Annotated in this window: 12 protein-coding genes; 4 read left to right on the top strand and 8 right to left on the bottom strand. The window is 61.7% G+C overall.

The genetic code is table 11. The features are described 5' to 3' along the window. Window positions 1-5 precede the first annotated feature (5 nt). On the bottom strand, window positions 6-446 hold the full coding sequence (locus tag B0B52_RS13840) for a YbaN family protein (protein ID WP_077594242.1): 441 nt from the start codon (window positions 444-446) through the stop codon (window positions 6-8). Window positions 447-644: 198 nt separating this feature from the next. Between B0B52_RS13840 and B0B52_RS13835 the strand changes: the two genes are divergently transcribed. Both B0B52_RS13835 and def read left to right on the top strand, forming a co-directional pair. Next, window positions 645-842 (top strand): hypothetical protein, encoded by a 198-nt coding sequence (locus B0B52_RS13835; protein ID WP_077594241.1) that lies wholly within the window; start codon window positions 645-647, stop codon window positions 840-842. Between the two features lie 35 nt (window positions 843-877). Further along, a complete protein-coding gene (gene def / locus B0B52_RS13830) occupies window positions 878-1414 on the top strand; it encodes a peptide deformylase (RefSeq protein ID WP_077594240.1) in 537 nt (178 codons plus the stop codon). Between the two features lie 3 nt (window positions 1415-1417). On the opposite strand, the gene B0B52_RS13825 is transcribed toward def, so the two are convergent. From B0B52_RS13825 to map, 3 genes are all read right to left on the bottom strand, one after another. Beyond that, window positions 1418-1954, bottom strand: coding sequence for an OmpA family protein (locus B0B52_RS13825; RefSeq protein WP_077594239.1), 537 nt, complete (start codon window positions 1952-1954; stop codon window positions 1418-1420). 273 nt (window positions 1955-2227) lie between these two features. Then, a complete protein-coding gene (locus B0B52_RS13820; RefSeq protein ID WP_077594238.1) occupies window positions 2228-4867 on the bottom strand; it encodes a [protein-PII] uridylyltransferase in 2640 nt (879 codons plus the stop codon). A 41-nt stretch (window positions 4868-4908) separates the two neighbouring features. Beyond that, window positions 4909-5766, bottom strand: coding sequence for a type I methionyl aminopeptidase (gene map, locus B0B52_RS13815; RefSeq protein WP_077594237.1), 858 nt, complete (start codon window positions 5764-5766; stop codon window positions 4909-4911). A gap of 201 nt (window positions 5767-5967) precedes the next feature. Here map and purL point away from each other — a divergent pair, with 201 nt between their 5' ends. Together purL and B0B52_RS13805 are read left to right on the top strand one after the other, a co-directional pair. Further along, complete coding sequence (gene purL, locus B0B52_RS13810) at window positions 5968-9993, top strand: phosphoribosylformylglycinamidine synthase (protein WP_077594534.1); 4026 nt, start codon at window positions 5968-5970, stop codon at window positions 9991-9993. Between the two features lie 3 nt (window positions 9994-9996). After that, on the top strand, window positions 9997-10389 hold the full coding sequence (locus B0B52_RS13805) for a hypothetical protein (RefSeq protein WP_077594236.1): 393 nt from the start codon (window positions 9997-9999) through the stop codon (window positions 10387-10389). Between the two features lie 117 nt (window positions 10390-10506). Here the strand turns inward: B0B52_RS13805 and B0B52_RS13800 are convergent, their stop codons facing one another. The 4 genes from B0B52_RS13800 to B0B52_RS13785 form a co-directional block, all read right to left on the bottom strand. Then, window positions 10507-11352 (bottom strand): metal-dependent hydrolase, encoded by an 846-nt coding sequence (locus B0B52_RS13800; protein ID WP_077594235.1) that lies wholly within the window; start codon window positions 11350-11352, stop codon window positions 10507-10509. A 206-nt stretch (window positions 11353-11558) separates the two neighbouring features. After that, window positions 11559-12344: a peptidylprolyl isomerase gene (locus B0B52_RS13795; protein WP_077594234.1), complete on the bottom strand. Its 786-nt coding sequence runs from the start codon at window positions 12342-12344 to the stop codon at window positions 11559-11561. Between the two features lie 58 nt (window positions 12345-12402). Continuing rightward, window positions 12403-12693 (bottom strand): BolA family transcriptional regulator, encoded by a 291-nt coding sequence (locus B0B52_RS13790; RefSeq protein WP_077594233.1) that lies wholly within the window; start codon window positions 12691-12693, stop codon window positions 12403-12405. Further along, window positions 12690-13310, bottom strand: coding sequence for a septation protein A (locus B0B52_RS13785; RefSeq protein WP_077594232.1), 621 nt, complete (start codon window positions 13308-13310; stop codon window positions 12690-12692). The genes B0B52_RS13790 and B0B52_RS13785 overlap by 4 nt, the downstream gene beginning before the upstream one ends. Window positions 13311-13462: the final 152 nt, after the last annotated feature.

The raw sequence follows: 13462 nt of genomic DNA, 5'->3' as shown, positions 1-13462 counted from the left end.
AGCGTTCAAACTTCTGGTGGTAGAGCTTCGTCGCTGAATTGTTCGGGCCGGCGCCATAGCCACACCAGAACACAGGCCATACTGCCTATGGCCAGCAGGGCCACCCAGCGCGAGGGAACCAGCGCCAACATCAATGCCGCACTGGCGCCCATAACCACTGTGGCCGTCCACTTGGCGCGCCTGCGCACCACCCCGCCGCGGCGCCACTCGGTCAGCATAGGGCCGAAGGCAGTGTGCCCCTCCAGCCAGGCCAGAAGACGTGGAGAACTCTTAGTGGCCGCCCATGCAGACAGCAGGATAAAAGGCACCGTGGGCAGCACGGGCAGAAAGATGCCGATCACGCCCAGCGCCAGGCTAAGCAGCGCCAATGCCAGAAACAGCCAGCGTGCCAGTGGGTTAAACGGCTTGGACACAGGGGACGGCAGGTCTTCGGAAGGTTCGAACATCCCTCATTTTGCCGTTTAGCTCTGCAGGTTTGGGGATGTCGGCAGCCTTCTTGGCGCCGCACGCAGGATCCAGACCACACGCGGCTATCTCAACACGGGCATCAGCACCTGTTTACACGGCGTTACGGGGCTTTGCATTCCGGACGTAAGGTGCACCGAGGTCGCCACACGTTAAGACCTGAACAACAGGAGATTTTCATGAATTACCAACGTCTTTTTACCGGCGCTGCAATGGTTGGCCTGGCAGCCATATTGTCTGGCTGTGTTGTGGCGCCGATAGGACCGCGGCCGGTGGCGGTCTATCCGGCTGGTGTTTACGTCGAGCCTGCACCCGTCGTTGTGGTGCCTGCGCCGGGCTACTACCGTCACGGTTACCGCCACCGCCATTGGCGCTGAGTCGCTGAACAACGGGGCACCGCGATAATCGGTGCATGACCATTCGCGATATTCTCAAAATGGGTGATCCGCGCCTGCTGCGGGTGGCCCAGCCCGTGACCGACTTCGACTCCGATGAATTGCACCTGCTGGTGGCAGACATGTTCGAGACCATGCGTGCCGTCAGCGGTGCCGGCCTGGCCGCGCCGCAGATCGGCGTCGATTTGCAACTGGTTATTTTCGGCACCGATGCCGTGAATCCGCGCTATCCCGATGCACCGCTGGTGCCGCGCACGGTATTGCTCAATCCTGTGATTACGCCGCTGTCAGACGATGAGGAAGACGGCTGGGAGGGCTGCCTGTCGGTTCCCGGGCTGCGCGGTGTGGTGCCGCGCTGGTCAGCCATCCGTTACGCGGGCTTCGACCCCTACGGCGACCCCATCGACCGCACGGTGGACGGTTTTCATGCCCGGGTGGTGCAACATGAGTGCGACCACCTGATGGGCGTGCTTTATCCCATGCGTATCCGGGATTTCACGCAGTTCGGGTTCACCGAGGTCCTGTTTCCCGGGCTGGATGCAGCCGACGACTGATATTCAGACCTCAACCGAGTCCGTGGCAGGCCGGTCCGCAGGCAATTTGACACGGTGGCTCACACCCAGCACGGAGCGCCACCAGTGGGCCGACCCTTCGGCAGGAACCGGCGGCGCCGTCGCAGTATTCAGCGGCACATAGTCGATCGTCACGCGCCGGCGGTAGCGGGCCACATCGTCGCCCGCCAATTCAATTTGCGGCCGCGCCGCGCCCCGGCTTTGTACCAGAACCTGCCCCGGCACAGCCCCGGCCTTGATGAGGGCCGATCGGACCGCCATGGCACGGCGATCTCCCATGAGCCAGAAAAAGCGGTGGCTGCCGGTGCCGTAGCTGTGGCCGGAGACCACGGCAGCGAGGTCGGAGTGGGCAACGAGGTAAGCGGCATGCGCCTCCAGTAGCTGTGCGTAGCTTTCTGACACCAACCAGTTGTCGGGCTCAAAAAATATCTGGTGGGCCAGCGGCCGGCCATCGCCAGCGCAGGCACCGGATGAAAGCAATGCCTGCTCGCGATCCAGCAGGGTCTGTATTTTGTGCGACACCTTGTCTCCTCAAATTGGCTGTGTGCAAAAACAATTCAGACCATTGTCCGCCGCGTCGCTCAGAGGAGGAAGGCTTGTTTCAAGTTATTTCATTACTTTAAGAAAACTTTATAACTATTTGATTTTATTCAGATAATTTAAATTTATTTGAAGCCACCTTCTGAGTGGTGTGGTGGACAGCCCCGGCGAGGGGCGTCGAGCTGGCGGGCCGTCACCGGCCCGGCCGCGCAATCTCGCCGGGGGACCGGCAAACAGCTGAAAAAGTGCTGAGGCTCAGGCCCCCAGCGCTTCCAGCAGCTCGGTTTCGATCGCGATCTGCGCCCTGTTTTGCTGGAGCTCCGGCCCGTCGATCAGGAAGGTATCCTCCACGCGCTCACCCAGAGTGGTGACTTTGGCGAGCTGCAGGTTGATGCGATGCCGCGCCAACACCCGTGCGATCGAATACAGCAGGCCCACGCGGTCGCTGGCCGAGACGCTGAGCAGCCAGCGCTGGGCCTTGTCGTCAGGCCGAAGGTCCACGCGCGGGGTGATGGGGAAGCTCTTGACCCGGCGCGACACCCGGCCTTTGCCCGGAGCGGGCAGGGGCCCGTTTTCTTCAATCGCCCGGTCCAGGTCTGCCTCGATCATCGCCACCAGTTCGCGGTAATGCTCGGAGAGCGTGGGGCTGACCACCTGGAAGGTGTCCAGGGCATAACCCGTGGAGCCCTTGGCCGGTTTGGCCGTGTGAACCTTGGCGTCAAGAATGCTGAAGCCCGCTTCCTCGAAATAGCCGCAGATGCGGGCAAAGAGGTCCGGCGCATCGGGCGTGTACACCAGCACCTGCAGGCCTTCGCCGGTTGCCGAACGCCGGGCCCGCACAATGCACTTGGCGGAACCCACATGCCGCGAGAGCTGGCGGGCATGCCAGGCGATGTCGCCGGCTTCGTGACGCATGAAATAGCTGATATCCAGCGTGTCCCACAGGGCCTTGTGGGCTTCAAAGGGCTCGGCATGTAATGCCAGTATGGTCAAGGCCTCGCGTTTGCGGGCTTCGACTTCGGCGTCCGCGTCGGGTGCCCGTCCGCCCAGCACCCGCAGGGTATAGCGGTACAAGTCCTCAAGCAGTTTGCCCTTCCAGGCGTTCCACACTTTGGGGCTGGTGCCGCGAATGTCGGCCACCGTCAGCAGGTAAAGCGCGGTGAGGTAGCGTTCGTTACCGACGCGTTTGGCGAAACCTGCAATGACCTCCGGGTCGCTCAGGTCTTCCTTCTGGGCAATGCGGCTCATGCTCAGGTGCTCGCGCACCAGGAATTCGATCAGTCTGGCATCCTCGGCCGCAATGCCGTGCTGGCGGCAAAACACCCGTACGTCGCGGCACCCCAGTTCGGAATGGTCGCCGCCCCGGCCTTTGGCAATGTCATGAAAAAGGGCCGCGACGTAAAGAATCCAGGGCTTGTCCCAGCCGGCGGCCAGTTGCGAACAGGAAGGGTATTCGTGGGCGTGCTCGGCCATGAAGAAGCGCCGCACGTTGCGCAACACCATCAGGATATGTTGGTCCACCGTGTAGACGTGAAACAGGTCGTGCTGCATCTGCCCGACGATTTGGCGGAACACCCAGAGGTAGCGGCCCAGCACCGAGGTCTGGTTCATCAGGCGCATCGCGTGGGTGATGCCCACCGGCTGCTGCAGGATCTGCCGGAAGGTGTTGCGGTTGACCGGGTCATTTCTGAATTTGGCGTCCATCACGCCACGTGCGTTGTAAAGCGCGCGCAAGGTACGGGCCGACAGGCCCTGAACGCCCACCGTGGTCTGGTAAACGAGAAAGGTTTCGAGGATGGCGTGCGGGTTGTTCAGGTACAGCTCATCACTGGCCACCTCGATCATCCCGGCTTTGTTCAGAAAATGTTCGTTGATCGGCTGCGGTACCTGCCCGCTGGGGTTGAGTCGCTCCTCGATGTTGAGCAACAGGATCTGGTTGAGCTGCGTGACTGCTTTGGCGGCCCAGTAAAAGCGCTTCATCAGGGCTTCGCTGGCACGAGAAACCACCCGGCCGGTTTCGCTATGCGTAACCGTCGCGTAGCCGAAAGACTCGGCCACCACGGTCTGCAGGTCAAACACCAGGCGATCCTCACGCCGGCCCGAAAGCAGGTGCAGGCGCGCCCGTATCAGGCTCAGCAGGGCCTCATTGGCCTTGATTTGCCGTATCTCAAAGGCGGTCGCCAGGCCGTTGCGCGCCAGGTCATCCCAGGACTTGCCCAACCCGGCTGCGCGGGCTACCCACAGGATGATCTGCAGGTCGCGCAGTCCGCCAGGAGACTCTTTGCAGTTGGGCTCGAGCGAGTAGGGCGTGTCTTCAAACTTGTTGTGGCGCTGGCGCAGCTCCAGCGTCTTGGCCACAAAAAAAGCTCGCGGATCAAGCACCTCGTCGAGTTGCACAAGCAGGGCGGAAAAAAGCGTTTTGGAGCCAGCCAGCAACCGCGCCTCGAGCAGAGAGGTCTGAACGGTCACATCCTTGGCGGCTTCCTGGACACAGTCTGTGAGGGTACGCACACTGGAGCCGATCTCCAGCCCCGTGTCCCAGCAACTGCCGATGAAGTTTTCGATGCGGGTTTTCAGGTCGGCGTCGCTTTCCACCCGGGCGTCGGCCGGAAGCAGCAGCAACACGTCGACGTCGGAATGCGGGAACAGCTCGCCCCGGCCAAAGCCGCCAACGGCGACCAGCGAGCAACCGGTCGGAAAACCTGCACGCAGCCAGAGTTGGCGCAAGGTGCCGTCGGTGTGACGGGCCAGCTTGTGCAGCAGGCTGCGGATCCCCCGTGTGGACGAGCCGCTGCCTGCCAGCGAGGTCAATAGCGCGGTTTTGCCCGCACGGTAGGCCTCACGCAACTGGGCTGGTTCCAAAAGAGAGGCAGACGTAGGCAGCGCGGAACGCATGGTGGCTGGCGCTGTGGGCGCAGGAGGGCTTGTCCGCCGGCTCAAGCCAGCGAATCGGCGGGCGCCGGTGCCACTGCAGCGTTAGCCGCCTGCGGCACAAAATCCGGAATTGACGGGCTGCCGGCTGACAGCGTGAGTACTTCGTAGCCGGTTTCAGTCACCAGAATCGTGTGCTCCCATTGGGCCGACAGCGAATGGTCGCGCGTCACAATGGTCCAGCCGTCTTTTTCAGGGCCGTCCTTGATCTCGCGTTTTCCGGCGTTGATCATGGGCTCGATCGTGAAGGTCATGCCGGGCTTGAGTTCTTCGAGCGTGCCGGGGCGGCCGTAATGCAGCACCTGGGGTTCTTCATGGAAATTGCGGCCGATGCCGTGGCCACAAAACTCGCGCACGATCGTGAAACCCTGCTTTTCGGCGAAAACCTGGATGGCATGTCCGATATCGCCCAGCCTGGCACCGGGTTTGACCCGCATGATGCCGTGCCACATGGCTTCATAGGTGACCTTGCACAAGCGTTTGGCGGCAATTGATACGTCGCCAATCATGTACATGCGGCTGTTGTCGCCAAACCAGCCGTCCTTGGTGATCACGGTGACGTCGATGTTCATGATGTCGCCCTTTTTCAGGGGCTTGTCATTGGGAATGCCGTGGCAGACCACATGGTTCAGCGAGGTGCACAGCGAGGCCGGGTAGGGCGGGTAACCCGGCGGCTGGTAGCCCAGGGTGGCTGACACCGTGCCTTGCACGTCGACCATGTAGTCATTGGCGAGTTTGTCGATTTCCCGGGTCGTGATGCCGGCCTTCACGAAGGGCGTCAGATAGTCCAACACCTCGGAAGCCAGCTTGCAGGCAACCCGCATGCCTTCAATGCCGGCCGCGTCTTTGTACGTAATACTCATGCCCCAATTATCCCACTGCCACAGCGGCCCTGCATTCCTGCGGGCTTCGCACGGTCTTGGCGTAACCGGATGCCGGAGGCCCGGTGTTCAGTCGCTGATAAAATTGCGGGTTAACGCGTATCCCGCAGCCGTGCATTGGCAAGCGTTAGACCCCAAGCAGCTTGTGAGCTGTCCACCTCCCACTACAAGGCCACCGCCACCGTGACCCTGCATCTGACGACTTTCGAGGGCGAACCGCAAGGAATCAACGCCCTGAGCGACTTTCGCGTCCAGCAACTTCTTCCCCGCCTGCAAGCCATTCACGACAAGATCGTGGGGATCAGTGCCCGGTTTGTGCACCTGGTTGCCACCGAAGCGCCGGTTGACGAGAAGCTCAAAGCCCGGTTGTCGGCCCTGCTCAGTTACGGCGACCCCTGCTCCCCGGGCAGCGGCAAGGCTGACGAAGAGTTGCTGGTCATCGTTTCTCCCCGGTTTGGCACCGTGTCGCCGTGGGCGTCCAAGGCGACGGACATTGCCCACAACTGCGGCCTGGCCATCAAGCGTATCGAACGCATCACCGAATACCGGATCAACCTGAAAACGGGCTTTTTCGGCAAGACGGCGCTCAGCGAGGAACAGCGTGAGCAGGTTGCCGCCCTATTGCACGACCGCATGACGGAAAGCGTGATGGCCGACCGCGCGCAGGCCGCCGGCCTGTTTACCGAGTTGCAAGGCGCGCTGCTAAAGACAATTGACGTTCTGGCAGGTGGCAAGGCTGCGCTTGAGACGGCCAACAGCGAGTTCGGCCTGGCGCTGGCCGTGGACGAAATCGACTACCTGGTGAACGCCTTCACCCAGCTGCAGCGCAACCCGACCGACGTCGAGTTGATGATGTTCGCCCAGGCCAACAGCGAGCATTGCCGTCACAAGATCTTCAACGCCGACTTCACGATTGACGGCGTAGCGCAGGACAGGAGCCTGTTCGGCATGATCCGCAACACTGAAAAGCTGCACCCGCAGCACACGGTGGTGGCTTATTCGGATAACGCATCCGTCATGGAAGGCGCGAAAGTCCAGCGCTTTTATGCCAAATCGGCCACCAGCCCAGCAAATACGGGCGCAACCAGCTATCAAACCTATAGCGCCACCGACGACGTGCTGATGCATGTGCTGATGAAAGTGGAAACGCACAACCACCCGACGGCGATTTCCCCATTCCCAGGCGCATCCACTGGCGCCGGCGGCGAAATCCGCGACGAAGGCGCCACTGGACGTGGCTCCAAACCCAAGGCCGGCCTCGCCGGCTTCACGGTATCCCGCCTGTTCGACGGCAGCTACGGCAAGCCGGAGCACATCGCCAGCCCGCTGCAGATCATGACCGAGGGCCCGCTGGGCGCCGCGGCCTTCAACAACGAATTCGGCCGGCCCAATCTGGCTGGCTATTTCCGCGAGTACGAGCAGACCGTGGGCGGCCAGCGCTGGGGTTATCACAAACCCATCATGATCGCCGGCGGTGTCGGCACCATCGACGCACAGCTCACGAAGAAGATTCTGTTCCCCGCCGGCACCCTGCTGATCCAGCTCGGCGGCCCCGGCATGCGCATCGGCATGGGCGGCAGCGCGGCCAGCTCCATGGCCTCGGGCGCTAACGCGGCCAGCCTGGATTTCGACTCCGTGCAGCGCGGCAACCCCGAGATCGAGCGGCGCGCCCAGGAAGTCATCAATCAGTGTGCCCAGCTTGGGGCAGCCAATCCCATCCTGGCCATCCACGACGTGGGCGCCGGAGGTTTGTCCAACGCCTTCCCCGAACTGGTCAACGATGCCGGGCGCGGTGCACGCTTCGATCTGCGCGCCGTACCGCTCGAAGAAAGCGGCCTGTCGCCCAAGGAAATCTGGAGCAACGAAAGCCAGGAACGGTATGTGATGGCCATTGCGCCGGAATCGCTGGTAACCTTCCAGGCTTTCTGCGAACGCGAGCGCTGCCCGTTTGCGGTGATCGGCGTGGCGACCGAGGAAAAGCAGCTGGTGTTGTCCGATACCGACAAAGCTGCGCCAGTCGACATGCCGATGAATGTGCTTTTGGGCAAGCCGCCCAAGATGCACCGCGACGTGAAGTCGGTTCAGAAAAGCATCAAGCCCATCGACCTGACCGGCGTGGACCTGCAGAAAAGCGTGATCGCCGTGCTGAGCCACCCCACCGTGGCCTCCAAGCGTTTCCTGATCACCATTGGCGACCGCACCGTGGGCGGGCTCACACACCGCGACCAGATGGTCGGGCCGTGGCAGGTGCCGGCGGCCGACTGCGCCGTGACGCTTGCCGACTACCAGGGCTTTGCGGGCGAAGCCATGAGCATGGGCGAACGCACGCCGCTGGCAGTGAGCAATGCCGCGGCTTCGGGTCGCATGGCCGTTGCCGAGGCCATCACCAACCTGCTGGCTGCGCCGATCGAACTCCCGCGGGTGAAGCTCTCGGCGAACTGGATGGCCGCCTGCGGCGAACCGGGCCAGGACGCCGCGCTGTACGAAACCGTCAAGGCCGTCGGGATGGAACTCTGCCCGGCGCTGGGCGTGTCGATTCCCGTCGGCAAGGATTCGTTGTCCATGCGCACGGTCTGGAGCGAAGGCAAGGGCGGCAAGAAGGTCACCTCGCCGGTGTCGCTGATCGTCAGCGCGTTTGCGACGCTGGCCGACGTGCGCGGCACGCTGACGCCGCAGTTGGACAGCCTTGAGGCTGACACCACGCTGATCCTGATCGACCTGGGCAAGGGCCAGAACCGCATGGGCGGCTCCATCCTCGCGCAGACGCTTGACCTCGAAGACGGCGCCGTGCCCGACCTGGACGCCCCCCAAGACCTGGTCAACCTCGTCAACGCCATCAATGCCCTGCGTACCCAGGGCCAACTGCTGGCCTACCACGACCGCAGCGACGGTGGCCTGCTGGCCACCACCTGTGAAATGGCTTTTGCCGGCCATGTGGGCGTCTCGCTCAACATCGACATGCTGCTGGTCGAAGGCGACGGTATCTCCGACAGCCGCATGGACACCGGCGACAGCAAGAACTGGGCGTCGCAGGTCAGCATGCGCCGCGAAGAGCTCACGCTCAAGGCACTGTTCAACGAAGAGCTGGGCGCCGTCATCCAGGTGCGGACTGAAGCGCGCAACGAGGTCATGCAGGTGCTGCGCGAACACGGCCTGTCGAAGTTCAGCCATTTCATTGGCAAGACCCGACCGGCGCATGCCTCGCTTGAGGTAGGCAAGGGCGAAGTCCAGGTCTGGCGCGACACCAAGGCTGTGTTCAGCGCGAAACTGCAGGACCTGCACCAGGTCTGGGATGCGGTGAGCTGGAAGATCAACCAGCAGCGCGACAACCCGGTCTGTGCCGATGCCGAACACGCAGCAGCCGGCGATCCAGCCGACCCCGGCCTGCACGTGCATTTGACCTTTGATCCAGCCAAACGCCCGCAGGCGCCCGCGCTCAACCTGTCACGCCCACGGGTGGCGGTGCTGCGCGAGCAGGGCGTCAACTCGCATGTGGAAATGGCCTATGCCTTCACGCAGGCTGGTTTTGAGGCCTGCGACGTCCACATGACCGACCTGCAGGCCGGCCGGGCGCAACTGGCCGACTTCCAGGGCCTGGTGGCTTGTGGCGGTTTCAGCTACGGCGACACCCTGGGTGCCGGCATAGGCTGGGCCCGCTCCATCACCTTCAACCCGGTGCTGTCAGAACAATTCACGGCCTTCTTTGGCCGCAAAGACACTTTCGGCTTGGGCGTGTGCAACGGCTGCCAGATGTTCGCCGAGCTGGCCGACATCATTCCCGGCGCCGAAGCCTGGCCGCGTTTCACCACCAACCGCAGCGAGCGTTTCGAGGCTCGCTTGAGTCTGGTGGAGGTGCTCGAGTCGCCGAGTCTCTTCCTGCAGGGCATGGCCGGCAGCCGCCTGCCGATTGCTGTGGCGCACGGTGAAGGCTATGCGAACTTTGCTTACCGCGGCGACGCGTCCAAAGTGATTGCAGCGATGCGTTTCACCGACAACCATGGCAAGCCGACCGAAGCCTACCCGGCCAACCCCAACGGCAGCGCCGGTGGCCTGACGGCAGTAACCACGGCCGACGGCCGTTTCACCGCCATGATGCCGCACCCCGAGCGCGTCTTCCGCAACGTGCAGATGAGCTGGACGGACCAGGACATCAGCGCCCACAGCGCGTGGATGCAGCTCTGGCGCAATGCGCGCCGCTGGGTAGGCTGAGTCTTGCCTGTCGATTGGGTTCGGCGGGCGTCATATGTCGTTCCTTACGGCCTGATCGCGCTGCTCGCATGGCTGGGCGATCTCTCCTGGTGGGCCATTGCCATGTTGGCTGGCGGTTTCGTCTTCGCCTGGGACTGGCTGTGGGGGGACCGGCATTTGCTTGACGCCAAGATATGCCTGGTCCTGATGGGCGGCGGACTGGCGTGTATTGCAGTTGCCTTCTACCTGGCAGATGGCTTGAGCTTGTCTCTTGGCGAATTCAGCAAACTCGCAGGCCAGTTGCCGCGCAGGCAAAGGCTGCCTTATCACCTCCCTTCCATCGGCGTGGGGCTGACTCTTTACGGCTTGCTTGGGTGGAGCCGCGCCTGGCTTCCGGACAAAGATGAGCGTTGGTAACTGTCTGTCGGTCGGCGAATGCAGCTCTGGTTCAGCGCCAAAAGAAGTAGAAAAAACAGGTTGTAGTCGTTTTTTGGTCTTGGCGGGCAGCTCGCCGTCTGGGTGAAGGATCCGCCGTCAAAATTCGAACTTCTGACCGGGCTCGCCCACCAGCATGCGTGCCGTGCTTGGCCCATTGCCCAGGGCGCTTTGGAATTCGGCCGGGGTACCGCGCAGCACGGGGGTGGTTCCGTAGTGAATGGGAAGGGCGAACTTGGGCTTGATCATGTCGCGGACCGCCATGGCGGCGTCCTTGGGGTTCATCACAAAGTGGCCGCCAATCGGGATCAGCACCAAATCGGGACGGTACATGTCGCCAATCAGGCGCATGTCGCCGAACACACCGGTATCACCCATGTGCCAGATCTTGAAGCCGTTTTCCATTTCAAGGATGAAACCGACAGGCTCCCCACCCACATGCACCTCGTCCTTGTTCGTTGCCGGGTTCTTCCAGACCAGTTCTGACGAGTGTTCGGCGCGTACCGCCGTGATTTTTACGCCGCCGGGGCCAAAGGGCATGATGGTGCCGCCCTTGCCAAAACGCGGCGCCAACTCGGCCGGCAGGATGCCCAGCGCAGCCACGGTCTGATTCATGCCGGCGGGGCCATACATGGGTGCCTTGTGCATCAGCGCCAGCGCTGGCGCATCCGCGAAGTGGTCGAAATGCCCGTGGGTTACAAGAATCAAATCCACTTTCCCCAGCGATTCCAGGGGTTTGAAACTGGCAGGCGTTTTGGGATTGGACGTGAGCCAGGGATCGATCACGATCACTTTGCCCGTTGGTGTGGTGATGCGTGTGGTGGCTTGTCCCAGCCAAAGCACCTCGGTCTTGCCCAAGGTCTGGGCGGAAGTTGCGGAGCTGAACAAGCCGAGCAGGACCAGAAGACCGGATAACAGTGTGCCGCGAAGAGCCGAAATTTTCATGGGAAATCCTTGATGGTTGGTATGCCATCCATTGGAACGAGCAGAAGGAGCTTCGTCAACGGGGAACCCCCGGGACATCTTTTTGAGCGGCGCTCCCCGGCATTCGAAGTACAAAATCGCCTGGGTGGCAATTTTCCAGATGCTGAGGACATAAAAAAACGCGGCGCAAAGGCCGCGTTTTTATTCAGGCTGTCGGCCCGGCCGGATCACTCGACCTTGGCTTTTTCGCGCAGGCCTTGCTGGAAGGCCGCCAGTTTTTGCTGTTGCATCTGCTGCGCGATCTGCGGCTTGAGTTCTTCAAACTGGGGAAGCTGGGCGGTGCGGATATCGTCTACACGAATGATGTGATAACCGAATTGCGACTTCACCGCGGTGTCAGTCAATTGGCCCTTGTTCAGCTTGGTCATGGCCGCGGCGAACTCCGGGACATAGCTGCTTGGGTTGGCCCAGTCAAGGTCGCCGCCATTGGCGCCGGATCCCGGGTCTTTTGAGGATTTTTTGGCTATTTCTTCAAACTTGCCGCCTTTTTTCAGGCTGGCGATGATGGCTTTGGCTTCGTCTTCTTTTTCCACCAGGATGTGCCGCGCCTTGTATTCCTTGCCGCCGTTGGCTGCAACAAACTTGTCGTATTCGCCTTTGAGATCGGCATCGGTCACCGGGTTCTTTTTCTGGTAGTCAGCAAACAGCTCGCGGATCAGGATGGCTTGGCGGGCCAGGTCCATTTGTGTCTTGAAATCATCGGTGCCGGCAAGGCCAAGCTTTTCGGCTTCCTGCATGAACACCTCGCGGGCAATGACTTCTTCCTTGATCTGGCCTTGCATTTCAGGCGTCACCGGACGGCCGGAACGGGCCAGTTGCTGTGCCAGTGCCTCAACGCGGGCCTTCGGAACTGGTTTCCCGTTGACGATGGCTACGTTTTGGGCAAAGGCGCCCGACGCGCCCAGGGTCATCAGGCCGGTGAGGGCGCTTGCCAGTAAAACTTGCTTTTTCATGAATTTCCTTGGGTAGTCGTTGATGGAAAACGGCACCGTCCTGGACGGAGGCCGAAAATCAGGGGGTTGGAAGGATCTCAATGGCCAGCGCGTGCAAGCCCTGATCAATGAAATTTTGCAGTGCATCATACACAAGCCGGTGGCACGCCACGCGGCTTTTGCCCGCAAAGGCAGTGCTGGCAATTCGTACACGGAAGTGACTGCCGAAACCCCGGGCGTTGGCCCCTGCATGCCCGGCGTGCGCGGCGCTTTCGTCAATCACTTCCAGCAGGCTGGGGTTGAGGCGAGCACGCAGTTGCTCCTCGATGCGGGCGGCGTGAATCGGCAGTGCCTCGGAATAAGCGGTCATGGTTCGGTGCCGGCGTGTTTGTTCAGGAAGACGGCTTGTCCCAGCACAAAAAGCAGCATCAGGCCGAGGCCCCCGAACAGTTTGAAATTGACCCAGGTAGCTGTAGAGAAATTAAAGGCCACCCAGAGGTTCAAGACACCCATGAGCGCGAAAAAAGCCATCCAGCTGTAGTTGAGATTTCGCCAGACCGGCTCGGGCAGGGTCATTTGTGCGCCCATCAGCGACCGGATACCGTTTTTCCTGAAAGCCAGCTGTCCGACGAGCAACGCACCTCCCATGACCCAGTAAAGCACCGTGGGCTTCCACTTGATGAAACTTTCACTGTGAAAGTAAATGGTGGCGCCGCCCAGCAGCGTCACCAGCCCCAGGCTGACCCACAGCATGGTGTCGATCTTGCGGCCGCGCGCCACCAGCCAGAGGATCTGGGCAAGCGTGGCCAGAATCACAACCACGGTGGCCAGCAGGACCGGCGCCTCGGCGGTGCCCACCACGCCGCCGGACACCATGAAGCCGAGCCATTCAGTGGCAGTACGGGCAGCCCACTCGGTGTTGCCCTCGGCGTACTTGAACATGCCGAAGAAAAGAATGATGGGCAGGAAGTCGAAGAGAATTTTCATAAGTCAATTATCGCGGGACAAGCAAGGAGCAAATTGAGAAGGTCGTGGTGTCCGATTTTTCCAGCAGGGGCCGCGGGACTGGCTTTGCCAGACCGCAGGCGCAGCGCCCCTCTTCTTCGTTCAAGGGGCAGCGCACCGCCGTAGGCTCACGA

Origin of the sequence: Polaromonas sp. A23, from assembly GCF_002001015.1 — a bacterium.
Taxonomy (GTDB): Bacteria; Pseudomonadota; Gammaproteobacteria; order Burkholderiales; family Burkholderiaceae_C; genus Polaromonas.
Note: the sequence above shows the minus strand (reverse complement) of the source record. Positions and strands in the feature narration are given on the sequence as shown.